Origin of the sequence: Janthinobacterium violaceinigrum (genome assembly GCF_009208555.1) — a bacterium.
GTDB classification, from domain to species: Bacteria; Pseudomonadota; Gammaproteobacteria; order Burkholderiales; family Burkholderiaceae_D; genus Janthinobacterium; species Janthinobacterium violaceinigrum.
This window is the reverse complement of sequence record NZ_WFLI01000002.1, coordinates 238,518-261,171: the sequence shown is the minus strand read 5'-3', so window position 1 is coordinate 261,171 and position 22,654 is coordinate 238,518. Positions and strand designations below refer to the sequence as shown.

Below are 22,654 nucleotides of genomic sequence, written 5' to 3'. Positions count from 1 at the left end.
ATATGTCGGTCCGGCTACAGATCGACCCTGCCATGCTCGCCCACGTCCTTCGGCGTCTCGCCCGTGATGGCGGCCTTGGCCATTTCAAAGAATTGCCGCATCTTGCTGGCGCTGCTATCCCAGTACTCGGCCGACTGGATGGTCACCTTGATCAGCGACAGCTTGGGATCGCCGGGTCCGCCCGGGAACCAGGCCTTGACGAGGGGATTCCATAATTCCTCGGCCTTGGCGCGGTCCTTCAGCAACTGTGCATGGCCGCAGACGGACACATACAGGCTGTCGCCCGTGTCGACAAAGCTGACGTTGACTTGCGGATTGTTCGCCAAATCGCGCGTATAGGCGGCCTCGTCCGAGACAAAGAACCAGATCTGCCCGGCATTGTCGACCTGCTGCTGCGTCAGGGGCCGGCTGGTGAGGGTGCGCATGTCGTCGCTGGTGGTCAACATGCCGAATTTGACGTTCTTGATCCTGGCTGCGAGGTTGGCCAGTTGTTCGCTGGAATATGATGGCATCGCTTGCTCCCTTGGTGGTTGTCCTGAACAACAGCATAGGCGAACGGGGCACACGGCTCTGTACGGCACCTTACGTAGCGGCACGCACGGCTGCTCTCTTGTCGCGCCATGTTTCAAAGCTGTTACAAAACGCCGGCCTGGCGGTGTGCCCCATGTATTGACTTAATAAATGATAATCATTATCATTTGTTTGAAACTATGGGCATGAACTTGGATTGAAGGATAGGAATGAAGCACACTGACTTGTCGCGCCATCTGGCGCGCTCCCTGCCGGGAGCGGACCATGGGTAACGCGGGCGCCGCAGACAAGGCCAAGAACAATGCCAGCCGCGCCGTCTGGCTGAAGAATTTGCACCAGTGGCACTGGATCAGCTCAGCACTTTGCCTGCTGGGCATGTTTCTGTTTGCCATCACCGGCATCACCCTGAATCACGCCAGCCAGATAGAGTCGAAGCCGTCCATTACGCGCCAGCAGGCGACCGTGCCGGCGTCCCTCGTCGCGGAACTGGCTGCCTATGCGGCCCAGCATGATGGCGCCAATGCGCCCATGCCCGCTGCCGCCGAGACCTGGCTCAAGCAGCAATGGTCGCTCAATGCGGGCGGCCGTCCCGCCGAATGGAGCGTCGACGAAGTCTACCTGCCGCTGCCCAAGGCGGGCGGCGACGCCTGGGTGCGCATCGGCCTGGAAGACGGGGCTGCCGAATACGAGCTGACGGACCGGGGCTGGGTGTCCTGGCTCAACGATGTCCACAAGGGCCGCAACACGGGCGTGGCCTGGAACTGGTTCATCGATATCTTTGCCGGTGCCTGCATCGTGTTTTGCCTGACGGGTTTATTGATTTTGAAGTTCCACGCGGCCAACCGGCCATTTACCTGGCCGATGGTTGGCCTCGGTATCTTGATACCTTGCGCGATCGCCTTGCTGTTTATTCACTGATCGTTTTTATTTTTCCTTTTTACAGGCACACCATGAAATTACGCTACTCCCTGGCGCTTGGCCTTCCCCTGATCGGCACTTCGGCGATGGCGGCCGACCTGGCCCTCAAGCTTGAAATCCCGCAACTGAACGTGGCGGAATATCACCGTCCCTACGTGGCGGCATGGCTGGAAACGGCCGATCAAAAGGTCGTCGGCAACCTGACGGTGCTGTATGACGTGAAAAAGAAGGACAAGGCAGGCGAGAAGTGGCTCAAGGACATGCGCCAGTGGTGGCGCAAGAGCGGCCGCGACCTGGCCATGCCCGTGGACGGTGTCAGCGGCGCCACGCGCGCGCCGGGCGAACATACCTTGACCTTCCCGGGCGCCAAGGCCTTGCTCGACAAGCTGCCGGCCGGCGAATACCAGGTGGTGGTGGAAGCGGCGCGCGAAGCGGGCGGACGCGAACTGGTGCGCGTACCGTTCCAGTGGCCGCTGAAATCGGCCCAGTCCGTTCCTGCCAAAGGCAAGGAAGAACTCGGCAATGTCGTCGTCCAACTCAAACCATAAAGGCGCACTCATCATGTTCAAGCAACTGAATAAACCGCTGATCGCGCTGGCCCTGGCTGGCCTGGCCATGAACGCCCATGCCCACCGGGGCTGGATGGTGCCATCGAGCACGATGGTGGAAAGCAAGGACGCCTGGGTCACGGTGGATGCCGCCGTGTCCGACGGCCTGTTCGAGATCGACCACCAGCCGCTGCGCCTGGATACGCTGCAAGTCTTTGGTCCGGACGGCGCAAAAGTCACGCCGGCCAATACGCTGACGGGCCGTCTGCGCAGCGTCTTCGACGTGAAGATGGAAAAGCCGGGCACCTACAAGGCCGCCATCGTGTCGCAAAACGTGATGGGCAGCTACACGCTCAACGGCGAGCAGAAGCGCTTCCGCGGCAACGAGGAAACCTTCAAGAAAGACGTGCCGGCCGATGCGAAAGACGTGAAAATCACCCGCACGGCAGCGCGCCTGGAAACCTTCTTCAGCAATGGCGAAACCAGCACGGAAGTGTTCAAGCCGACGGGCGTGGGCCTGGAATTCGTGCCCGTCACGCATCCGAACGACTTGCGCGCGGGCGAGAAAGCCACGTGGCGTTTCCTGATCGACGGCAAGCCGGCGGCAAACCAGGCGTTCAGCCTCGTGCCAGGCGGCGTGCGCTACCGTGGCGTGCTGGGCGAAATCCGCCAGAGCACCGATGCCAAGGGCGAGATCACGTTCACCGTGCCGGCCGCGGGCATGTATTACCTGAGCAGCACCTGGCCGGCGGCCGCGCCAGCCGTGGCCGGCCAGCCGCCCGTGATGCCGGAGCGCCGTGCCACCTACGCGGCGTCCGTGGAAGTGCTGCCGCAGTAAGCGGCGGCCTGTTCACCAGCTTGCCGATGCGCCGGGTCCTGCTGCCCCAGCATATTTCCGATGAGGTCGCGCCGCCTGGCGCCGCGATCCGGGATTTGCGCGGCTTGTCGATGGGCACCAGCTGGTCGGTGCGCCTGCTGGAGGCCGCCATGCCGGGACGCGCCGGCAGCGCCGACTTGCAGCAGGGCTTGCAGCAGCAGCTGGACCTGGTCGTGGCGCAAATGAGCCACTGGAGCGACGAGTCCGACCTGGGCCGCTTCAACCGGGCCGAAGCGGGGAGCTGGCACAGCCTGCCCGCCGCGTTTTGCGAAGTGCTGGGCTTTGCCATGCACGTGTCGCAGGCGTCCGGCGGCGCGTATGACCCGTGCGCGGGCGCCCTCGTCAACCTGTGGGGCTTCGGCCCCCGCAACCGCTACGATGAGGCCGGCTTCCTGCCGCCGAAAGACGATACCGTGGCCCTGCTGCTGTCGCAGCGGCAACGGCGCCGCCTGGAACTGGACTTGCCGGCCCGCCGCGCGCGCCAGCCGGGCGGCTTGCAGCTGGATCTGTCCGCCGTTGCCAAGGGCTATGGCGTGGACCGCCTGGCCCGCTACCTGGACAGCCAGGGCATCCATCATTATCTGGTGGAAGTGGGCGGCGAGCTGCGCGGCGCCGGCAGCAAGCCCGACGGCCAGCCGTGGTGGGTGATGCTGGAACAGGTCGATGGCGCCGCCGATAGTGCCGATAATGCCGAGAATGCACAGCATCCGCCGGAAATGCTGCTGGCGCTACACGGCCTGTCAGTGGCGACCTCGGGCGACTACCGGCGTTTCTTCAAGGACGGCACAGTTCGTTTCTCGCACACCATCGATCCGCGCAGCGGCATGCCGATTGCCAATCAACTCGCTTCCGTCACCGTCGTGCACGCCGAATGCATGGCGGCCGACGCCTGGTCGACGGCCCTGACGGTGCTGGGTTTGGATGCCGGCATGGCGCTGGCCGAAGAGCAGGGCCTGGCCGCGCGCTTCCTGCAGCGCGACGGCCATGGCTATCACGAAACGCTGAGCAGCCACATGCTGGCCATGCTCGACGAATGAATAGTTAATTCCATGATCTTTACGCACGATACGACGCGGCTGGCCTTGCTGGCCGCCCTGTCCCTCAGTTACGCGGGCGTATGCCTGGCGCCGTGGCTGCGCGCGCGCGCCAGGCGCCGTGCCGCCGCTGTGGCCAAGGCGGCGCTGGCCGACAGCCGTCCCTGGCTGGTGGCGTATGCGAGCCAGACGGGCAATGCCGAGGAACTGGCCACGCAAACGGCGCAGAGTCTGCAACTGGCCGGCATTCCCGTGCGCCTGTGCGCGCTGGCCGAATTGACGGCCGTGGATCTGCAGCAAGCGGAGCGGGCCCTGTTTTTGGTCAGCACCTATGGCGAAGGCGACGCGCCCGACAATGCGGCCGCCTTCATGGGGCGCCTGATGACGGGGGAACTGGCGCTGCCGCAATTGCACTACGCCGTGCTGGCCTTGGGCGACCGCAGCTATGGCCAGTTCTGCGGCTTCGGCCGCGCGCTGGACGCCTGGCTGGCGGCGCAGGGCGCGTCGCGCCTGTTCGAACGCATCGAGGTCGACCGCAGCGCCAGCTCCGCCATCGAACAGTGGTTCCAGCACCTGAGCCACCTGGCCGGCACCAGCGACGCGCCCGACTGGAGCGCGCCCGCTTTCGCCGACTGGCGTTTGACGCGCCGGCAGTTGCTCAATCCCGGCAGCGCCGGCGGCGCCATCTATCATGTGGAGCTGGCGCCCGTGGCAGGCAGCCTGCCGGAATGGCAGTCGGGCGACCTGGTGCAGGTGGCCGCGCCGGCCGATTCCACCCAGCCGCGCGAATATTCGATCGCCTCCATCCCGCGCGATGGCGGCGTGCACTTGCTGGTGCGCCAGCATGCGCATCCCGATGGCAGCCTGGGCCTGGCCTCGGGCTGGCTGACGGCGCAGGCGGCCGTCGGCGCCGTGGTGCAGCTGCGCCTGCGCCAGCACCGGCGTTTCCGCCTGGAAGACAATGCCCAGCGTCCCCTGATCTTGATCGGCAACGGCAGCGGCATCGCGGGCTTGCGCGGCCACCTGAAAAGCCGCGTGCTGGCGGGACAGCGGCGCAACTGGCTGATCTTTGGCGAACGCAATGCGGCCCACGATTTCCATTACCGCGAAGAGATCGAAGGCTGGCATGCCAGCGGCGACTTGCCGCGCCTGGACCTGGCGTTTTCGCGCGACCAGGCCGAGCGCACCTACGTGCAGGACCGCCTGCGCGGCAATGCCGACGAAGTCAGATTGTGGCTGGAGCAGGGCGCCGCCATCTACATCTGCGGCAGCCTGGCGGGCATGGCGGGCGGCGTCGACCAGGCCCTGCAAGACATGCTGGGCCGGCCCGCGCTCGACGCGCTGGCAGCCGAAGGACGCTACCGGCGCGACGTCTACTGACGTTTCCGGCCGCTGCCAGCGCGTTCGCGCGCGGGCAGCTATGATGGCTGTTTCATCCAAGGAGAGCCATCATGAGCGACAGTATTTACGACATTCCCTTGCGCCGCATCAATGGCGACCCTGCGAGCCTCGATGCATACCGCGGCAAGGTCGTGCTGGTGGTCAACGTGGCGTCCGCCTGCGGCCTGACGCCCCAGTACGAAGGACTGGAAAAACTCTACGCCGACAAGCAGGCCCAGGGCCTGGTGGTGGCCGGTTTTCCCGCGAATGAATTCGGCGCCCAGGAACCGGGCAGCAATGCCGAGATCGCGGACTTTTGCCGCGGCACCTTTGGCGTGCAATTTCCCATGTTTGAAAAAATCGTCGTCAAGGGCCCGGGCCAGCATCCGCTGTACCAGCGCCTGGTCGAGCAGCAGCCGCGGGCGCAGGAAAAGCCGGGCAGCGATTTCCGCGCCAAGCTGGCCGGTTACGGCATCACGCAGGAGCACCCGGACGACGTGCTGTGGAATTTCGAGAAGTTCTTGATCAGCAAGGAGGGCAAGGTGGTGGGACGCTTTGCGCCCGACACCACGGTCGACGATGCGGTCTTGCGCGAGGCCATCGAGCGCGAGTTGCAGGCCTAGTCAGAACCAGGCATAGGCAAGGGCGGCGCCTGCCGCCCACGCTTTATTCGGCGGCGTCCAGCGTCGCCGGTTCCATCTCGCCGCTCACTTCCTGCAAGCCGCGCGCCAGGCTGGAGATGCTGGGGTTGTCGATGAAGACGCAGCGCTTGCCCGTGCGCTTGCAGTAATCCTTGACGCGCCAGTAGGCGCTGTGGCTGATGCAGCCCGTCTGGCAAATCACCAGGTCGGCCGCCGCCAGGCTCGAATCGAGCAGGTTGGCATTGTCTTCCAGGCCCCCGTCGTGGTGGGCAAACTGCGCGCCCACCCGCTCGATCAGGGCGCGGTAGGTGGCGACATTGCCGCTGCGTCCACCCACGCACAGCACGCTTTGATCGACGAGGCGGATCGGCATCTTCAGCTTGCCGCCCGTCGGCACTTCCAGCTTGGCCGCCGGCGGCGGCACGGCGGCGCCCGGGCGGGGCTGCGCCTGTTTCAATTCCGCGATTTGCTGGCGCAATTCCTTTTCGCGCTCATCCATTTGCGCCAGGCGCTCGACCAGGCGCGTGCGCGATTCCAGCGCCGGGATGGCGGCCTGCAATTGCGCCAGTTCTGCGCGCAAGCCGTCGATGACACTGTCCTTGCCGATCGATTCGGCGCGCGTGCGCAGCAGCACGGCTTCCTGACGTTCCAGCTCGCCCGTTTTTTCCGTCAGCATGGCCTGGCCGCGCTGTTGCAGCTTGGCCAGTTCGTGCGTCAGGCGTACATTTTCTTCCTGCAAGGCCGTGAACTTGCCCATGTCGGCGCGCACGCAGGCGCCCGCCTGGTGCTGGATCATGTGCAAGTCTCTGCACATCTGTTCTTCCAGCTCCGCGTCGCAGCGCGGGTGCGTCAGGCCGGCCCAGAAGGCGCCCGACACGTCGCCGTTGGCGACGGCCGTGCGCCACAGTTGCGCTACCTGCTCGGTGGTCTTGGCGCCGCGAAAGCGCAGGATCACGGGAGCGTAGCGGCGTTCGAGTTCCTTTTGCAGCGCCTCGGACAGGCGGTTGCGCGCGCCGCATTCCGTCACGGCACCCACGTGCACTTCGTAGTCGTCTGCCAGCACGCGCCCGCCCGTCATCTTGCCCACCAGCTTGCGCAGGTAGCCCAATGGCAAGCCCACGCCGACCAGCGGGCAATGGCAGGTGTGCGACAGTTCCCACAGCCGCCGGCGGCGCGAAGCGAGCGCGGCCGTTTCGGCCTCGCCGCTGGAACAATTGCTGATCACGGGCAGGGACTTGTCTTTGTCACACATGGCGATATCCTGTTAGGCAGTAGGGTGTTGAAGAGAAATTATTGCGGCAGGGGCGAGGCAGGGCGCTTGGCGCTCAGCATGCGTGCCAGGCGCTCGAACAAGGTGGTCTTCGGCGGCATGGGCTGGTGCAGCGCCACCAGGGCGGCCCATTGCTGCGACAGTTGCTGGCAGGTCGCCTGCAGCACGGGGCCCAGGTCGGGCGAACCGGACAGCGCTTGCAAGTGGCGTTCGATGACGCCCGCCAGTTTCTCGCAGGGACTGCCCGCATGGTAATGCGACATCAGGTGCAGCACGGCCGACAGCAGCAATTCAGGCTGCTGGCCTTGCGGGGGAGGAAACATCGGGGAAGGTCGGTCATTCGCCATCAAACACTCCTGTGCGGTGGTTTGGCTGGCTGCGCGCACGGGGCGCGACTGGCTGGCGAGTGTGGTGACTGGCTGCCGTGCTGCTTCAGGCAGTCAGGATCAGCTTGTTCAATTGGGTAACGCGCAGGCGATAGATCTTGCCGCTGTGCTCAATCTCCACTTCGCGGCCCTGCTGCAGCAGCGCTTCGCTGGTGATGCGGCGCGCCGGCTGGGCCATGCTGACGGGAGGACGGACGTGGGCGGTAGCGGCATCCTGGATCAAGGCTGGTTTTGAGCTTTGCATGTTGGGCTTTCTTTGTCTCAGTTGAGAATGATTCGTATTTGCATTATTGTTGAATGTGGCCCGAAAAGCAAGGCTTATTTGTGCGGAATCCGCGCTTTTTTACGCGGGCACGGCACGCTCGATGAGAGGGCAGCCGCAGACGGGGCGCGCAGGGATGGGGCGGCAGCAAAAAAGACCCGGCAAGGCGTTTGCGCGCCTTGGCCGGGTCAAGCCTGTGCCAAGCTTGAAGAAATCGGAGTGGGGTTTATATGGTGGCCAGCAATTGCGCCGAGGCGGCCGTCGCGGTGGTGTCGGCCTTCAGCTTGGCGGCGGCCAGCTGCTTGGCGCGCGAGCGCGAGGGCGGCAGGCGGCGCAGGGTTTTCAGGGCGTCCGGGTCCTTGATGCCGATGGTGCGCTGGTCAACCGTGATCAGGCCGATTTCATTGAAGGCGGACAGGGTGCGGCTGACCGTTTCCAGGGTCAGGCCCAGGTAGCTGCCGATTTCATGGCGCGTCATGCGCAGGTTGAACAGCTTGCTCGAATAACCCATCTGCGCAAAGCGGTCGGCCAGCGAGACGAGGAAGCGGGCCACGCGGGCTTCGGCGCTGAGGGCGCCCAGCATGCCGATCATGGCCTGTTCGCGCACCAGTTCGCGGCTCATCACCCCGTACATGACGTTTTCCAGTTCCAGGTGGACACGGCCCAGCGCCGTCAGTTTCTTGAACGGCAGCAGGATCAGGTCGCAGTCGGACAGGGCCACCGCTTCGGACGAGTAATGGCGCGAGTGGATGCCGTCGACACCCAGCATGTCGCCCTTCATGGGAAAGCTGAGCACCTGTTCATTGCCGAATTCATCGATGAGCACGGTTTTCAGGAAGCCCGAATTGACGATGTACAGGGTATCGAACGGCTGGCCGATCGTGTGCACGCGCTGGCCCGTCTTGAACTGCACGTGCTGGAACAGTAGTTCGTCGGCGGCGATGGTGCAGGCACTGGAGATATGCAGCAGGTCGCACACCTCCTTCAGGTTCGACCAGAGCCGCCCCTGGCGCTGGCGTCCCGCTTCCATTGGAGAAGCGGGGGCCAGCGATGGTGCTGCGGGGCGGGTTTCAGGCGTTTGCGTGGACAGCATGTTCATCTCCTGGTGACAGGTAGTTCAGAGTTGAATGACGGAGTGCACAAGGCGGCGGGTGCGGCGAAGGGCCGGCGGCGCGCGTCCTGGCAGGTAATGCTCAATTCGCTGAAGACTTGCTGTGTGATGAAGTAACTTCCCAGCAACTTGATTACTGGTTTCAGTATGCCAACAAGCGTATGCAATTAATATCAGCAGTGGCTGAATATGGCAGTAGGAGCTGTGGTAGCTGAAGTAGGATTGTTCCTACGGCTGGCGCGCGGGCGCGCGCCGCCGGGATCACGTCTTGAAGGGGGAGAGCAGGCGGTGCGCTACGGCGTACTGGACCATTTCCGACAGCGAACTCATGCCCATCTTTTGCATGATGCGCGTCTTGTGCGTGCTCACCGTTTTCACGCTCAGGTGCAGGTTGTTGGCAATTTCCGTGATCGACTTGCCCGCCACCAGCAGGGAAAAGACTTCGAATTCGCGGTCCGACAGCTGTTTGTGCAACAGGCTTTCATTCGGCATCATGATGTTGAGCACGAGCTGCTCGGCCACCTCGGCGCTGATGTAGGGGCGTCCCGACGCCACCTTGTGGATGGCGCCCACCAGCTGGGTGCCCGCGCTTTCCTTGGTCAGATAGCCTTGCGCGCCCGCGCGGATGGCGCGCACCGCATATTGCTCTTCCTCGTGCATGGTGAGGATCAGGATGGCAAGCTTGGGCGCCTCGCTGCGGATTTGGCGGATCAGGTCGACGCCGCTGCGCCCCGGCATCGACAAGTCGAGCAGCAACAGGTCGAAGCCGCCCTGGCGCACGTGGTTGAGTACTTCAAAACCGTCGATGGCTTCGCCCACGATGTCGATGTCCGGCGCGCCGTCGAGGATGCGCTTCAATCCTTCCCGCATGATGGTGTGGTCGTCGGCAATCACAATACGTATCATAGGCGCGCAATCTGGAGGCGTGTAATCTGCTGTGTCCGTTACCGGACAATCAAATGTTAAGAAACGGGAAACGTTGTCATTTTAACTGAAATGGCCGCACGTTTGCCTTTTTACTGTACCTGCTGGTAACAGCGGCCCCCGTGGCCATGTGACCGTTTATTTCGGCGCGGGTTCCTTGATCAGCCTATGCACGAGCACCGGCAGTTTTGAGTGCGACAGCACCTTGTTGGTCACGCTGCCCAGCAGCAACTGCCCCCAGCCGCTGCGGCCATGCGAACCCATGAAGATCAGGTCGCATTGCTGCAATTGCGCCACTTCCACGATCTTCAGGGCCGGGCTGTCGGAGAAGGCCGTCAGGCCCGTCGCTTCCAGGCCCCGCTTGGCGGCCGCGTCGAGGATGGGCTGCCAGTGGTCGGCGCCCGCCTTGCGCATGGCGATGCGGTATTCCTCTTCGCTGGGATAGCTCGGCGGAATGATTTCAATGTAGACCGGGTACTGGTATTCGGGGGCCACGTACACGGCAAGGATGTCGGCGTGCATCTGTTCGGCAAAGGCAACGCCGGCACAGGCCGTCAAGTTGGAGACGGTGGAGCCGTCCGTGGCGATCAGAATTTTCTTATACATGGCAGGTCCTTTGACGGTGACTCAGCGCGCGCAACGCCTCTTATTGTAGACGGGGCGGCAGCATTGTATTCATGTAAAGACTTGATAATTATCAATACTACTGCACCTTCAGTATAGACAACATTGGCAGAAAGATCGTGTTTAGCTGCTGCCGGGTCCGCCTGGCACCGTTGCGCGGGCGCCCGGGGGCAGGATTTCTTGTGCGGCGCGTGGTCTTGCACGCACGCCAATGGTAGTATTTCAAAATACAACAGCAGGAACACTTATTTCCTGGTGGAAAAGCTCTTGTGGGCCTGCTTTGCACCAGGAAGCGCGTTTTGAGATTTACCAACAGGGCGGCGCCCTGCTACACTCGCACCATCGCAGCGGTATTGCCTCAAATCATCTTAATCGAGAAATTGTGGGTATCAGTCTGTAAAACGCACAGTTCAGGCGGAATTTTGACAAATTATGGAGAAGCAGGGATATGACCAACGCCGCTGATGATTTCGATGCATTATTCGATGAAGTATCTGCGCAAAGCGCGGCCGCTCCCAAGCCCGCGCCGGCCGCCGCGCCCGCAGCCGTGATCGCGGATGACGATTTTGACGCGCTGTTCGATTCGGTCTCGGCCAGCGCCGCCGTGCCGGCCGCCGCCGTGGCGCCAGCCGCTGCCGCGCCAGCCGCGCCGGAAGCAGCGCCCGCCGCCGCAGGCGAAGCGGCCGATCCCGTCGACCAGTCCGACAAGCCCATGTTCGAACGCCTGGGCGGCATCGTGCGCCTGCTGCACGATTCGCTGCGCGAACTGGGCTACGACAAGGCGCTGACGGAAGCGTCGTCGCAGATCGTCGACGCCCAGGACCGCCTGGAATATGTCGCCACCCTGACGGAACAGGCTGCCAACAAGGTCCTGAACACGCTCGACGAAGGCATGCCGGCGCAGGACGTGCTGTCGAAGAAGGCCAAGGACATGGACAGCCGCTGGACGGCGCTGTTCGATGGCAAGCTGAGCCTGGAAGAATTCAAGGCCCTGGCCGGCGATTCGCGCCAGTTCGCGCAAGCCGTTGCCGAAGCGACGGAAGCGGAAAAAGCGCGCTTGCTGGAAATCATGATGGCGCAGGACTTCCAGGACATCACGGGCCAGCTGATCAAAAAAGTGGTCAACATCACCAAGACAGTGGAGCACGAGCTTGCCCAGTTGCTGCGCGATAACGCGCCGGCCGAAGTGCGCGAGAAACTCGCACAGAAGCAGGACGCGCCGCTGATGCAGGGCCCGTCCGTGCCGTCGGTGGCGCTGGACCAGGATAATGTAGACGACCTTCTTGCGGATTTGGGATTCTAATGGACGATATGCTCAAGGATTTCGTCGTTGAGGCGATGGATCTTGCGGTTAATGTTGAAGAGCACTTATTGCGCCTCGAGCGTGATCCGGACAACAAGGAAACACTGAATGCCGTGTTTCGTTCCTTCCACACCATCAAGGGCGGCGCCGGCTTCATGGGCTTGCCCGCGCTGGTGGCGGCCTGCCATCTGACGGAAAACCTGTTCGACGCCTTGCGCACGGGCGCCGCGCCGGTAACCCCGATCGCCATCGAGGCGGCGCTGCAGGCATCCGGTTTCGTGGCCGACCAGCTGACGGAGCTGGCCAATGGCGCCGCGCCGGAAAGCTTGCCGGCTATGCCGGAAGAGCTGGAACACATCCTGACGAACGCCATCGAAGGCAAGGGCATGGATGCGCCTGCGCCTGCCGCCGCCGTGGCGGAAGTGGCCGTGGCCGTTGCCCAGGTGGTCGAAGCGCCTGCCGCCACCACTGCCGTCGCCACTGCCAGCGCCGACGGCCTGGACTGGGAAGGCATGTATAACGCTGTCGTGCCGGCCGGCAGCCAGGTCGCTGCCGCACCGGTGTCCGCCGTGGCCGCTGCCCCCGCCGCCGTGGCCGCCGTGCCTGTCGCTGCTGCCGCCAAGCCCGCTGCCAAGGCCTGGGATGGCGCGGAACGGCGTGAGGAACGCCCGGAAGTGCGCCATGCCGCGCCCGTCAAGGAAGACAGTATCCGCGTCGATGCCGTCAAGCTCGACGCGCTGCTGGAAGTGGCCGGTGAATCCGTGCAGGCCGCCAACCAGGCTGCCGTGCTGCTCGAGCGCTTGCTGCAATTCAAATTCGAAGGCCAGGCCGCCACGTTGATGGCGACCCTGGCGGAAACCCTGGAACGCGCGTCGCGCTACTCGACGGAACTGCAGCGGGCCACGCTGGCCACGCGCATGCAGCCCGTGGGCCGTTTGTTCCAGAAATTCCCGCGCCTGGTGCGCGAGCTGGCGAAAGACCTGGGCAAGGATGTCGAGCTGACCATCGAAGGCGCGGAGACGGAAGTCGACCGCGTGGTGGTCGACAGCCTGTACGATCCGCTCGTGCACATGCTGCGCAACTCGCTCGACCATGGCGTCGAATCGCCGGAAGCGCGCCTGGCTGCCGGCAAGCCCGCCAAATCGTATATTTCGCTCAAGGCATGGCAGGAAGCCAATAGCGTGATGATCGTGCTGCAGGATGACGGCAAGGGCATGGACCCGGTCTTCCTGCGCAGCAAGGCCCAGCAAAAAGGCCTGATCAGCGAAAACGCGCAGTTGAGCAACGACGAATGTTTCCAGCTGGTGTTCCTGCCGGGCTTCTCGACCAAGGAAGTGGCGTCCAGCGTTTCCGGACGCGGCGTGGGCATGGACGTGGTCAAGACGGCCGTGGAGAAAAACCGCGGCGCCATCCACATCGAGTCGGCGCTGGGCAAGGGCACCAAGTTCGCCATCCGCCTGCCGATCGAGCTGTCCATCGTGCCGACCATGCTGGTCTCCACCTCGGGTGCCGCGCTGGCGCTGCCGATGGCGGTGGTGCAGCGCGTCGTCGAATTGCCGGAAACCTTCATGGAAGTGGGCGGCGCGCCCGTGCTGAAAGACCAGGGCCGTCCATTGCCCGTACGGTCGCTGGCCGGCGCCCTGGGCTACGAGTCGTGCAGCGAGCGCGTGGGCATCGTGGTCGCCGCGCCGCAGCCGTACATCCTTGCCGTGGAAGCCGTCGATGGCACGGCCGACCTGGTGATCAAGCCAATGACGGCCATCACCGTGGAAGGCATCACGGGCACGGCCCGCTCGGCCGAAGGCGAGCTGGTGCTGGTCGTCGGCCTGTCGTTCCTGATGGATGGTTGCCGCAGCAGCGTCCGATTGGCGGCCTGAGGACGCCTGACAATATCGTTGTACTCATGAGAAAGCCCGCTAGGTGTAGCGGGCTTTTTTCATGGCGCCAGCGGCGTCAGATGTTATCCGGACGTAATGTGCCGCCTTCCAGCCAGCGCTGCACGCGCACGATTTCCTGGGCGCGCGCAGCCTCTTCCTTCGGCGGCGGCAAATAGATGTCGGGCATGATGCCGCCCAGATCCACCTGCAGCTGCGGCAAGCGGGCCGAGCGCGAGGTGGCGTATTGCAGTTGGCGCACGCCGGACGGCAGCGCGTGCAGGCGCAGGTTGGAATAGTCGAGTGCGCCATGGCTGTTACGGCCGATCAATTTCACGTGAAAACTTTGCCGCGCCGCCAGCAGGAATTCCTCGCAGGAACTGGCGCAGTCGCGGTCGATCAGCACGGCCACGCGCACGGGCCGGCGTGGCTCCGGCGTGTCCTGGCGCGCGTAGCTGACGAGGTCGGTGCCGTTCTGCGCCACATACTCGCCCGGCTTGACCGAGCGCATCTGTGTCACGGCCTGGGCCGCAAAGTCGGCGCACGCCTTGTCGCCCGGCGCCAGCAAGGCGCAGACGCTCTCTTGCCCCGCGATATTGGCCGGCGTGGACAGCCATTCGGCGCCCAGCCTGACCGTTTCGTCCGAGCTGATCCATTGCAGCAGCGGCGCATAGGTGCTGTCGCTGCCGCCGCCGTTGCGGCGCACGTCGAGGATCCAGTTGGGGCGCGCCGCCAGCGCCGCGCGGTGCGTGTCGAGCAGGGTCGCCACGGCGGCGCGGTAGCGGCCGTGAAAGCTGGGCAAGTTCAGCAGCACGGTATTCCCGGACAAGACTTGCAGCGACGGTTCCTTCGATGGCGCAGGCTGTCCCGGCGCGGCAGGCTGGGCGGGGGATGGCTTGGCCACGTCCTGCGCGCTGCCCGGTTTCACGTGCAGATGGCCTTTGCGCCACATGCCCACATAATTTTCCAGGATGGCATCGCAGGCCTTGGCGTCGGCGGCAGTGGCCGCCGCCGTGGTGGCCGTGGCCAGCGCCAGGTCGAAATACGCCTGCCCTTTTTGTTCCAGGTGGGCGCGTGCGCCCGTATCGTTTTCCAGCAGGAATGGCGGGATGGCGCGCAAATCCTGTACACACAGTTCGCCCGGCGTGGCCGCCGCCGCATGCGTGCTGGCCAGGGTGAGGGCGGCCAGCGCCCAGGAATGCAGTTTCATTCAGGTCCCCATCGGTGGTGGACGCGTGCAGGGGCGCGCGCCGCTGATTATTGTCGAAACACAATACACGAAAGATTGGGAAAAAAGTATCGGTTTCTGCCCTCGCCGTCAGTCCTTCGGCCGGCTGCGTGCGGATGGGCTTGTAATGTCGCCGGGGAGGTGATATCGGCAATTTCCAGCTCATATCCAACAAAGTGGCCAAACTTTGTATCGCCAATCCCGCGCTTTTGCCTGTTTCGGTTCTGTATTCCCCGATATATGGCATAATCCTTGTGGATCACCGTAGGACTTGGTATCACTTGATCACTTAAACAGGCTGTGGCAACGCTGCATATATCATGATGAAGACGCTTTACGACAAACTTTGGGAATCCCACGTTGTGCGGGCCGAAGATGATGGCACGACAATTCTGTACATCGACCGGCACTTGCTGCACGAAGTCACCAGCCCGCAAGCCTTCGACGGGCTAAGCGTGGCCGGCCGCCAGCCATGGCGCATTTCCGCCAACCTGGCCGTGGCCGACCATAACGTGCCCACCACCAGTCGGGTCGACGGCATTGCCGATCCCGTCTCGCGCCTGCAGGTGGAAACCCTGGACAAGAATGCCAGGAACTATGGCTTGACGTACTTCAACATGAACGACAAGCGCCAGGGTATCGTGCATGTGATCGGCCCCGAACAGGGCGCGACCCTTCCCGGCATGACGGTGGTCTGCGGCGATTCGCACACGTCCACGCACGGCGCGTTCGGCGCGCTGGCGCACGGCATCGGCACGTCCGAAGTCGAGCACGTGCTGGCCACGCAGACCCTGCTGCAAAAGAAATCCAAATCCATGCTGGTGCAGGTCGACGGCGCCTTGCCGGCCGGCGTGACGGCCAAGGATATCGTGCTGGCCATCATCGGCAAGATCGGCACGGCCGGCGGCACCGGCTACTGTATCGAGTTCGGCGGCTCGGCCATCCGCGCCCTGTCGATGGAAGGCCGCATGACGGTGTGCAACATGGCCATCGAGGCGGGCGCGCGCGCCGGCATCATCGGCGTGGACGACACCACGATCAACTACGTCAAGGGCCGTCCGTTTTCGCCGGCCGGTCCGCACTGGGAACGCGCCGTGGCCTACTGGCGCACCCTGCATTCGGACCCGGGCGCCCGTTTCGACCTGGTCGTCACCCTGAACGCGCAAGACATCGTGCCGCAAGTGACCTGGGGCACCTCGCCCGAAATGGTGATCGGCGTCGATGGCCGCGTGCCCGATCCCGACCAGGAAAAAGACAGCGTCAAGCGCGATGCGATGGAAAAGGCGCTCGTCTACATGGCTCTGAAACCGAACACGGCCATCGAAGACATCCGCATCGACAAGGTCTTCATCGGTTCCTGCACCAATTCGCGCATCGAGGACTTGCGCGCGGCCGCCGCCGTGGTGCGCGGCAAGTACCGCGCTTCCAACGTCACCCTGGCGCTGGTGGTGCCGGGCTCCGGCCTGGTGAAGGACCAGGCAGAACGCGAGGGCTTGGACCGCATCTTCAAGGATGCCGGTTTCGAATGGCGCGAGCCGGGCTGCTCCATGTGCCTGGCCATGAATGCGGACCGCCTGGAACCGGGCGAACGCTGCGCATCCACGTCGAACCGCAACTTCGAAGGCCGGCAAGGGCAGGGCGGCCGTACCCACCTGGTGTCGCCCGCGATGGCGGCGGCGGCGGGCATCGCCGGCCACTTTGTCGACGTGCGGGGATTGCGATGACGGCAGGGACTGGCGCCGCTGGTTTACACTAGCAGCTTCAGTCCCTTATTTGATTATCGAGAACTCAACATGAAAAAACTCTTCGCCCTCCTCATCGCCACCGTCATCTTGTCTGGCTGCAACACCGTCTCCGGCATCGGCCGCGATGTGCAGAAAGTCGGCCAGGTTGTCACTGGCGCCGGCGGAAAATAAACCGCGACGTGCCGGCGCCTGGCGCCGCGCGTCCTACCGAGTAGAAACAGCATGGATAAATTTACGATTTACGAAGGCCTGGTGGCGCCGCTGGACCGCGCCAACGTCGACACCGACGCGATTATCCCGAAGCAATTCCTGAAATCGATCCACCGCAGCGGCTTCGGCCCCAACCTGTTCGACGAATGGCGCTACCTCGACCATGGCGAGCCGGGCCAGGACAACAGCCGCCGCCCGCTGAATCCCGATTTCGTGCTCAACGAGCCCCGCTACCAGGGCGCCTCGATCTTGCTGACACGCAAGAATTTCGGCTGCGGCTCCTCGCGCGAACACGCGCCGTGGGCGCTCGATCAATATGGTTTCCGTGCCATCATCGCGCCGTCGTTTGCCGATATTTTCTTCAATAACTGCTACAAGAACGGCTTGCTGCCTATCGTGCTGTCGGAAAGCCAGGTCGACCACCTGATCAATGAAGTCAAGGCTTTCCCCGGCTACAAGCTGGTGGTGGACCTGGAACAGCAGTGCGTGCGCACCAGCAATGGTTCCGTGTCGTATGCGTTCGAGATCGACGCCTTCCGCAAGTATTGCCTGATGAATGGGCTCGACGATATCGGCCTGACCCTGCGCCACGCGGACGATATCCGCGCCTTCGAAGAGCGTCATTTGAACAATCAGCCTTGGCTCGCCAACGTCATCTAATCGATAAAAATATGAAAATTGCAATCTTACCCGGCGACGGCATCGGTCCTGAAATCGTCGCGCAAGCCGTCAAGGTCTTGAATGTGCTGGGCGAATCGTTCGAGCTGGAAAGCGCGCCCGTGGGCGGCGCCGGCTATGCTGCCCATGGCCACCCCTTGCCGGAAGGCACCCTGGCGCTGGCGAAAGCGGCCGATGCCGTGCTGTTCGGCGCCGTGGGCGACTACCAGTACGACAATCTGGAGCGCCAGTTCCGTCCCGAGCAGGCGATTTTGGGCCTGCGCAAGAACCTGGGCCTGTTCGCCAACCTGCGTCCGGCCATCCTGTATCCGGAACTGGCGGGCGCCTCGACCCTGAAGCCGGAAGTGGTGTCCGGCCTCGATATCCTGATCATCCGCGAATTGACGGGCGACATCTATTTCGGCCAGCCCCGCGGCGTGCGCGAGTGCCCGGACGGCCCGTTCAAGGGCCAGCGCGAAGGTTACGACACCATGCGCTATGCGGAAGGCGAAATCCGCCGCATCGCCCACGTGGCATTCCAGGCCGCGCAAAAGCGCGACAAGCGCTTGACCAGCGTGGACAAGGCAAACGTGCTGGAAACCTTCCAGTTCTGGAAAGACATCGTCATCGACGTGCACAAGGAATACCCGGACGTGGCGCTCGATCATATGTATGTCGATAACGCGGCCATGCAGCTGGTGCGGGCGCCGAAGAAATTCGACGTCATGGTGACCGGCAATATGTTCGGCGACATCTTGTCGGACGCGGCCGCCATGCTGACGGGTTCGATCGGCATGCTGCCGTCCGCTTCGCTGGACGCCAACAACAAGGGCCTGTACGAGCCGTCGCACGGTTCGGCGCCCGATATCGCAGGCAAGGGCATCGCCAATCCGCTGGCGACGATCCTGTCGGCGGCCATGATGCTGCGTTATTCGCTGAACCGCGAAGAGCAGGCAAACCGCATCGAGGGCGCCGTCAAGCAGGTGCTGGCGCAGGGCTTGCGCACGGCCGATATCCACGAAGCGGGCACGACTTTGGTCGGCACCGAGGCGATGGGTGATGCAGTTGTAAAAGCGCTGGGATAAAATAGTCTAATGACGGCAGTCGCCGTCTCATCTTGAGGAATGGTAATGAAATTAGTTGGCTTGGTAGGTTGGCGCGGTATGGTCGGTTCGGTCCTGATGCAGCGCATGCAGGAAGAGGGCGATTTCGCCCACATCGAACCGGTGTTTTTCACGACGTCGAACACGGGCGGCGCGGCGCCGGCCATGGCGAAGAATGAAACCATCCTCAAGGATGCCAGCAACATCGCCGAACTGTCCAAGTGCGACATCATCATTTCCTGCCAGGGCGGCGATTACACGAGCGCCGTCTTCCCGCAGCTGCGCGCAGCGGGCTGGAATGGCTACTGGATCGATGCGGCCTCGACCTTGCGCATGGAAAAAGATGCCGTCATCGTGCTCGACCCCGTCAACCTGCACGTCATCAAGGATGCGCTGGGCAAGGGCGTCAAGAACTACATCGGCGGCAATTGCACCGTGTCGTGCATGATGATGGGCCTGGGCGGCCTGTTCCAGCACGACCTGATCGACTGGATGACGTCGATGACGTACCAGGCGGCATCGGGCGGCGGCGCGCAGCACATGCGCGAACTGCTGACGCAATTCGGCACCATCAACGGTTCCGTCAAGGCGCTGCTGGACAACCCCGCTTCCGCCATCCTGGAAATCGACCGCCAGGTGCTGGCCACCCAGCACGGCTATTCCCCGGACGAGATCAAGCAATTCGGCGCGCCGCTGGCCGGCAACCTGATTCCGTGGATCGACAAGGACCTGGGCAATGGCCAGTCGAAGGAAGAGTGGAAGGCGGGCGCGGAAACGAACAAGATCCTGGGCCGCGGCATCGATTTCGGCACCAGGGAAATTCCCGTCGACGGCCTGTGCGTGCGCATCGGCGCCATGCGCTGCCATTCGCAAGCCTTGACCATCAAGCTGAAGAAAGACGTGCCGCTCGATGAAATCAACGACATCATCGCCAGCAACAATCAATGGGTGAAATTCGTGCCGAACACGCGCGAAGCGTCCGTGCGCGACCTGTCGCCGGCCGCCGTCACGGGCAGCCTGACGATTCCCGTCGGCCGCGTGCGCAAGATGAGCATGGGCGGCGAATACCTGTCCGCGTTCACCGTGGGCGACCAATTGCTGTGGGGCGCGGCCGAGCCGCTGCGCCGCATGCTGCGCATCCTGCTGGATGCGTAATGGCAATAATTTGCTGATTTAGATCAAGCCGGGGCTGTTTTCCCGGCTTTTTTTTCGTCCTGAGCCCGTCAAGGCTCAACCATGCGGAGCTTGCATAGCTCTGGGCATGATGATATGTTGATACCTCTGGAAAAGTAACAGTTTTCCCATGTCAACTAAGATGCCGCCAACTATGCCTGTACACACTCGTCCCCGGGTCGCCTCCCTTGCCATTAAAACACTGAGCAGCGCTGTCGCCTGTGCGGTGTTATTGTCACCGGCGGTATCCGCAGCCGAGCTGGGCAAGATCACGGTGCTGTCCGCCGCCGGCCAGCCGCTGCGCGCCGAGGTCGAATTATCGGCCGTCAAGCCAGGCGAGGCGGCCAGCCTGCTGGCCAAGCTGGCGCCGCCGGACGCCTACCGCCAGGCCAACGTGGAATTCAATCCCGCCCTGAACGCGCTGACGTTTGCCGTGGAAAACCGCAACGGCAAGTCCTTCATCCGCATCAGCTCGGCGCAGCCGGTGGCCGAACCCATGGTGGACCTGCTGCTGGAACTGAGCAGCAAGAGCGGTCGTCAGGTGCGCGAGTATGCATTCGTGCTCGACACGCCCGAAGCGCGCCAGACGCGCGGCGCGCAAGTCACGGCGCCAGTGGAGCCGGGCAAGGGCAAGCCCGCCGCCGCCGATGCCGCGCAGCCGAAAAAGCCGGCCGGCGAATACAAGGTCAGGCCGGGCGACACCCTGAGCCGCATCGCCAGCGAACTGAAACCGTCGGGCGTATCGCTCGACATGATGCTCGTCGCCCTGTACCGCGCCAATCCCGACGCCTTCAAGGGCGAGAACATGAACCGCATGCAGGCGGGGCGCATCCTGGCCGTGCCGGGCACGGAGGCCATCCGCGCCACCGATGCGGCCGAAGCGAAAGGCGTGGTGACGGCGCACGCCGTCGACTTCGAAGCCTACCGCAACAAGCTGGCGGGGCAGGTATCGCAAAGCAAGCCGGCCAAGGCGGCGCAAGCGGCGCAAAGCACGGCGGGCAAGATCGGCGCGACCAAGGTGCAGGAAAAGCCGACGGCCGTGAGCGAGTCGCAAGACAAGCTGAAGCTGTCGAAGGCGGAACCGGCGGCCAAGTCGGCCGGCAAGAGCGCCGTTGCCAGCGAAGAAGACAAGATCGCCAAGGCCAAGCAGGTCGATGAAGCGGCCGCCCGCGTCAAGGAGCTGGAAAAGAACGTCAGCGACCTGGAAAAGCTGATGGCCGTGAAGAGCAAGGCCATGGCCGACAAGAGTGCGCCATCGCCCGCCAAGCCGGCCGAGGCTCCCGCCAGTGCCTCGGCCAGCGCTGCGGCTAGTGCATCGGCCAGCGCCATTGCCAGTGCCCCGGCCGAAGCCCAGCCGCCCGTGCCGAAAGCGAAACCGGTGCCGCTGGTCAAGAAGCCATCGCCGCTGGAACCCACGTTTGCCGACAAGATCAGCGACCACCTGGGCGCCATCGGCATCGGCCTGGCCGCATTGCTGGCCGCTGTGGCCGCGCTGGTGATCGCGCGCCGCCGCAAGGAGACGCCGCCCGCCCAGGACGATATCGCCCCCGTGTTCGAGCCGGAAGCGCCCGTGGCGCCGCCGGCCGGCCTGGCGCCCGAAGACCAGCAGTCCGAAGCGAGCAACCACCTGTTCGGCACGGGCGCCGCTGCTGCCGGCGCGGCTGCCGCAGCGGGTGCCAGCTTGCTGGAAGGCAATGAAACCGACCCTGTCGCCGAAGCGGACGTGTATATCGCCTACGGCCGCGATGGCCAGGCGGAAGATATCCTCAAGGAAGCCTTGCGCATCCACCCCGAGCGCCATGCGGCCCGCCTGAAGTTGCTGGAAATCTATTCGGCCCGCAACGACGTGCGCGCGTTTGAAGACCAGGCCAGCGAGCTGTACAGCCTGACGCGCGGCCAGGGCGAAGAGTGGCCGCAGGCCGCTGCCCTGGGCCTGGCGCTCGATCCCACCAACCCGCTGTATGGCGATACGGAAGACGACGCCGTCGTCAGCCTGAGCAAGGGTGCCGGCGACGAGCTGCATGGCCAGAGCATGGACTTGCCCGACGACCTGGCTGCGCCGGCGCCGTCGTCCGAGCTGGCGCCTGCCGAGCCCGCGTCCTCCGTGGCGGCCCGCGATGCGCGCGATCCCCTCGATTTCGACCTCGACAGCCTCGATTTCGAGCCCGTCTCTACCAGCGACCCCATCGTCATGCCGGGGCCGGACAGCCAGCCGCAGTCGCCCGCGCACGATGCGCACTATGACGCCAGCATGGATTTCGGCCTGGACCTGGAGCCGCCAGCCGGTCCCGTGAACGGCGTGGGCGCGGGCTTGACGCCTTTGCCCGATCCGCTGAAGGATGTGGACCTGGCCCATTTCGACCTCGACGAACCGGTGGCCCCGGCGGCGGCACCCGTCGCGGCGGCCGAGCCTTCCATCGACAGCCTGTTTGACGACGCGCAAACGCCAGCCACCTTGCCGGAAGCCATACCGCCCGCGCAAGAGTTCGACCTGTCCGGCATCGACCTGGACCTCAACGATGGCAAGACGGCCAGCGTGGGCGTGGACGATCCGCTGTCGGCCATCCACATGGAAATGGATACCAAGCTGGACCTGGCGATCGCTTACCAGGAAATCGGCGACAAGGAAGGCGCGCGCGAGCTGATCGATGAGGTCATCAAGGGCGGCAGCGAAGAGCAGGTGAAGAAGGCCAATACCATGCGCGCACTGCTGAGCTAACCTAAGCACCGGATACGACGTCCATGGCGGCGTTGCACGGTCTCGCCGTACTATTCGTACTGTCTTCGACCGTGCGCCTTGCCCTGAACGCCGTCTCAGGCGCTTGTGTCGTTGGGAGGCGGGGGCGCCTGCGCGC

At 63.9% G+C, this 22,654-nt stretch carries 22 protein-coding genes; 14 read left to right on the top strand and 8 right to left on the bottom strand.

The features are described from left to right. Window positions 1–14 precede the first annotated feature (14 nt). On the bottom strand, window positions 15–512 hold the full coding sequence (locus tag GCN75_RS02780) for a pyridoxamine 5'-phosphate oxidase family protein (protein WP_152281229.1): 498 nt from the start codon (window positions 510–512) through the stop codon (window positions 15–17). Between the two features lie 283 nt (window positions 513–795). Between GCN75_RS02780 and GCN75_RS02775 the strand changes: the two genes are divergently transcribed. The 6 genes from GCN75_RS02775 (at window position 796) to GCN75_RS02750 (ending at window position 5,911) form a co-directional block, all read left to right on the top strand. Continuing rightward, window positions 796–1,449 carry a PepSY-associated TM helix domain-containing protein gene (locus tag GCN75_RS02775; RefSeq protein WP_152281228.1) on the top strand — a complete coding sequence of 218 codons (654 nt, stop codon included), beginning with the start codon at window positions 796–798 and terminating at the stop codon, window positions 1,447–1,449. Between the two features lie 32 nt (window positions 1,450–1,481). Continuing rightward, window positions 1,482–1,997: a DUF2271 domain-containing protein gene (locus GCN75_RS02770; protein WP_099403641.1), complete on the top strand. Its 516-nt coding sequence runs from the start codon at window positions 1,482–1,484 to the stop codon at window positions 1,995–1,997. Between the two features lie 13 nt (window positions 1,998–2,010). Beyond that, window positions 2,011–2,835 (top strand): DUF4198 domain-containing protein, encoded by an 825-nt coding sequence (locus tag GCN75_RS02765; RefSeq protein WP_152281227.1) that lies wholly within the window; start codon window positions 2,011–2,013, stop codon window positions 2,833–2,835. A 26-nt stretch (window positions 2,836–2,861) separates the two neighbouring features. Beyond that, window positions 2,862–3,911 (top strand): FAD:protein FMN transferase, encoded by a 1,050-nt coding sequence (locus GCN75_RS02760; protein ID WP_152281226.1) that lies wholly within the window; start codon window positions 2,862–2,864, stop codon window positions 3,909–3,911. A gap of 12 nt (window positions 3,912–3,923) precedes the next feature. Then, window positions 3,924–5,288: a sulfite reductase subunit alpha gene (locus tag GCN75_RS02755; RefSeq protein WP_152281225.1), complete on the top strand. Its 1,365-nt coding sequence runs from the start codon at window positions 3,924–3,926 to the stop codon at window positions 5,286–5,288. Between the two features lie 71 nt (window positions 5,289–5,359). After that, on the top strand, window positions 5,360–5,911 hold the full coding sequence (locus GCN75_RS02750; protein WP_152281224.1) for a glutathione peroxidase: 552 nt from the start codon (window positions 5,360–5,362) through the stop codon (window positions 5,909–5,911). 43 nt (window positions 5,912–5,954) lie between these two features. On the opposite strand, the gene GCN75_RS02745 is transcribed toward GCN75_RS02750, so the two are convergent. From GCN75_RS02745 to GCN75_RS02720, 6 genes are all read right to left on the bottom strand, one after another. Further along, complete coding sequence (locus GCN75_RS02745; RefSeq protein ID WP_152281223.1) at window positions 5,955–7,181, bottom strand: DUF2325 domain-containing protein; 1,227 nt, start codon at window positions 7,179–7,181, stop codon at window positions 5,955–5,957. Window positions 7,182–7,219: 38 nt separating this feature from the next. Continuing rightward, on the bottom strand, window positions 7,220–7,546 hold the full coding sequence (locus GCN75_RS02740; RefSeq protein WP_152281222.1) for a hypothetical protein: 327 nt from the start codon (window positions 7,544–7,546) through the stop codon (window positions 7,220–7,222). 85 nt (window positions 7,547–7,631) lie between these two features. After that, entirely contained in the window at window positions 7,632–7,829 is a 198-nt protein-coding gene (gene hemP / locus GCN75_RS02735) for a hemin uptake protein HemP (RefSeq protein ID WP_034750559.1), read from the bottom strand. A 244-nt stretch (window positions 7,830–8,073) separates the two neighbouring features. Next, window positions 8,074–8,877 carry a Crp/Fnr family transcriptional regulator gene (locus GCN75_RS02730; RefSeq protein WP_152281279.1) on the bottom strand — a complete coding sequence of 268 codons (804 nt, stop codon included), beginning with the start codon at window positions 8,875–8,877 and terminating at the stop codon, window positions 8,074–8,076. A 342-nt stretch (window positions 8,878–9,219) separates the two neighbouring features. After that, on the bottom strand, window positions 9,220–9,864 hold the full coding sequence (locus GCN75_RS02725) for a response regulator (RefSeq protein ID WP_034750556.1): 645 nt from the start codon (window positions 9,862–9,864) through the stop codon (window positions 9,220–9,222). Between the two features lie 156 nt (window positions 9,865–10,020). Then, window positions 10,021–10,488 carry a universal stress protein gene (locus tag GCN75_RS02720; protein WP_152281221.1) on the bottom strand — a complete coding sequence of 156 codons (468 nt, stop codon included), beginning with the start codon at window positions 10,486–10,488 and terminating at the stop codon, window positions 10,021–10,023. Between the two features lie 466 nt (window positions 10,489–10,954). Between GCN75_RS02720 and GCN75_RS02715 the strand changes: the two genes are divergently transcribed. Further along, window positions 10,955–11,809, top strand: a complete 855-nt coding sequence (locus tag GCN75_RS02715) for a protein phosphatase CheZ (RefSeq protein WP_152281220.1) — start codon at window positions 10,955–10,957, stop codon at window positions 11,807–11,809. After that, on the top strand, window positions 11,809–13,686 hold the full coding sequence (locus GCN75_RS02710) for a chemotaxis protein CheA (protein ID WP_152281219.1): 1,878 nt from the start codon (window positions 11,809–11,811) through the stop codon (window positions 13,684–13,686). The genes GCN75_RS02715 and GCN75_RS02710 overlap by 1 nt, the downstream gene beginning before the upstream one ends. Before the next feature lie 76 nt (window positions 13,687–13,762). Here the strand turns inward: GCN75_RS02710 and GCN75_RS02705 are convergent, their stop codons facing one another. Beyond that, window positions 13,763–14,893, bottom strand: a complete 1,131-nt coding sequence (locus GCN75_RS02705; protein WP_152281218.1) for a S41 family peptidase — start codon at window positions 14,891–14,893, stop codon at window positions 13,763–13,765. A 338-nt stretch (window positions 14,894–15,231) separates the two neighbouring features. Between GCN75_RS02705 and leuC the strand changes: the two genes are divergently transcribed. From leuC to GCN75_RS02675, 6 genes are all read left to right on the top strand, one after another. Beyond that, the gene (gene leuC / locus GCN75_RS02700) at window positions 15,232–16,635 is read left to right on the top strand and encodes a 3-isopropylmalate dehydratase large subunit (RefSeq protein WP_152281217.1); all 1,404 of its coding nucleotides are present in this window, start codon (window positions 15,232–15,234) and stop codon (window positions 16,633–16,635) included. Window positions 16,636–16,704: 69 nt separating this feature from the next. Further along, window positions 16,705–16,827, top strand: coding sequence for a lipoprotein (locus GCN75_RS02695; RefSeq protein ID WP_010400408.1), 123 nt, complete (start codon window positions 16,705–16,707; stop codon window positions 16,825–16,827). A gap of 51 nt (window positions 16,828–16,878) precedes the next feature. Then, window positions 16,879–17,526, top strand: coding sequence for a 3-isopropylmalate dehydratase small subunit (gene leuD / locus GCN75_RS02690; RefSeq protein WP_152256915.1), 648 nt, complete (start codon window positions 16,879–16,881; stop codon window positions 17,524–17,526). A gap of 11 nt (window positions 17,527–17,537) precedes the next feature. Beyond that, complete coding sequence (leuB, locus tag GCN75_RS02685; RefSeq protein WP_152281216.1) at window positions 17,538–18,608, top strand: 3-isopropylmalate dehydrogenase; 1,071 nt, start codon at window positions 17,538–17,540, stop codon at window positions 18,606–18,608. Window positions 18,609–18,653: 45 nt separating this feature from the next. Beyond that, complete coding sequence (asd, locus tag GCN75_RS02680) at window positions 18,654–19,781, top strand: aspartate-semialdehyde dehydrogenase (RefSeq protein ID WP_152281215.1); 1,128 nt, start codon at window positions 18,654–18,656, stop codon at window positions 19,779–19,781. A gap of 250 nt (window positions 19,782–20,031) precedes the next feature. Beyond that, window positions 20,032–22,518: a FimV/HubP family polar landmark protein gene (locus GCN75_RS02675; protein WP_405002775.1), complete on the top strand. Its 2,487-nt coding sequence runs from the start codon at window positions 20,032–20,034 to the stop codon at window positions 22,516–22,518. Window positions 22,519–22,654 lie beyond the last annotated feature (136 nt).

What these genes read in the sequence shown, in the direction of transcription:
- leuD (WP_152256915.1), top strand. Translation starts at nt 16,879, where the DNA reads ATGGATAAATTTACGATTTACGAAGGCCTGGTGGCGCCGCTGGACCGC.
- asd (WP_152281215.1), top strand. Translation starts at nt 18,654, where the DNA reads ATGAAATTAGTTGGCTTGGTAGGTTGGCGCGGTATGGTCGGTTCGGTC.
- GCN75_RS02750 (WP_152281224.1), top strand. Translation starts at nt 5,360, where the DNA reads ATGAGCGACAGTATTTACGACATTCCCTTGCGCCGCATCAATGGCGAC.
- GCN75_RS02755 (WP_152281225.1), top strand. Translation starts at nt 3,924, where the DNA reads ATGATCTTTACGCACGATACGACGCGGCTGGCCTTGCTGGCCGCCCTG.
- GCN75_RS02695 (WP_010400408.1), top strand. Translation starts at nt 16,705, where the DNA reads ATGAAAAAACTCTTCGCCCTCCTCATCGCCACCGTCATCTTGTCTGGC.
- GCN75_RS02770 (WP_099403641.1), top strand. Translation starts at nt 1,482, where the DNA reads ATGAAATTACGCTACTCCCTGGCGCTTGGCCTTCCCCTGATCGGCACT.
- GCN75_RS02730 (WP_152281279.1), bottom strand. Translation starts at nt 8,877, where the DNA reads ATGGAAGCGGGACGCCAGCGCCAGGGGCGGCTCTGGTCGAACCTGAAG.
- GCN75_RS02760 (WP_152281226.1), top strand. Translation starts at nt 2,862, where the DNA reads ATGCGCCGGGTCCTGCTGCCCCAGCATATTTCCGATGAGGTCGCGCCG.
- GCN75_RS02765 (WP_152281227.1), top strand. Translation starts at nt 2,011, where the DNA reads ATGTTCAAGCAACTGAATAAACCGCTGATCGCGCTGGCCCTGGCTGGC.
- leuB (WP_152281216.1), top strand. Translation starts at nt 17,538, where the DNA reads ATGAAAATTGCAATCTTACCCGGCGACGGCATCGGTCCTGAAATCGTC.
- GCN75_RS02745 (WP_152281223.1), bottom strand. Translation starts at nt 7,181, where the DNA reads ATGTGTGACAAAGACAAGTCCCTGCCCGTGATCAGCAATTGTTCCAGC.
- leuC (WP_152281217.1), top strand. Translation starts at nt 15,232, where the DNA reads ATGATGAAGACGCTTTACGACAAACTTTGGGAATCCCACGTTGTGCGG.
- GCN75_RS02710 (WP_152281219.1), top strand. Translation starts at nt 11,809, where the DNA reads ATGGACGATATGCTCAAGGATTTCGTCGTTGAGGCGATGGATCTTGCG.
- hemP (WP_034750559.1), bottom strand. Translation starts at nt 7,829, where the DNA reads ATGCAAAGCTCAAAACCAGCCTTGATCCAGGATGCCGCTACCGCCCAC.
- GCN75_RS02725 (WP_034750556.1), bottom strand. Translation starts at nt 9,864, where the DNA reads ATGATACGTATTGTGATTGCCGACGACCACACCATCATGCGGGAAGGA.
- GCN75_RS02705 (WP_152281218.1), bottom strand. Translation starts at nt 14,893, where the DNA reads ATGAAACTGCATTCCTGGGCGCTGGCCGCCCTCACCCTGGCCAGCACG.
- GCN75_RS02780 (WP_152281229.1), bottom strand. Translation starts at nt 512, where the DNA reads ATGCCATCATATTCCAGCGAACAACTGGCCAACCTCGCAGCCAGGATC.
- GCN75_RS02720 (WP_152281221.1), bottom strand. Translation starts at nt 10,488, where the DNA reads ATGTATAAGAAAATTCTGATCGCCACGGACGGCTCCACCGTCTCCAAC.
- GCN75_RS02740 (WP_152281222.1), bottom strand. Translation starts at nt 7,546, where the DNA reads ATGGCGAATGACCGACCTTCCCCGATGTTTCCTCCCCCGCAAGGCCAG.
- GCN75_RS02715 (WP_152281220.1), top strand. Translation starts at nt 10,955, where the DNA reads ATGACCAACGCCGCTGATGATTTCGATGCATTATTCGATGAAGTATCT.
- GCN75_RS02775 (WP_152281228.1), top strand. Translation starts at nt 796, where the DNA reads ATGGGTAACGCGGGCGCCGCAGACAAGGCCAAGAACAATGCCAGCCGC.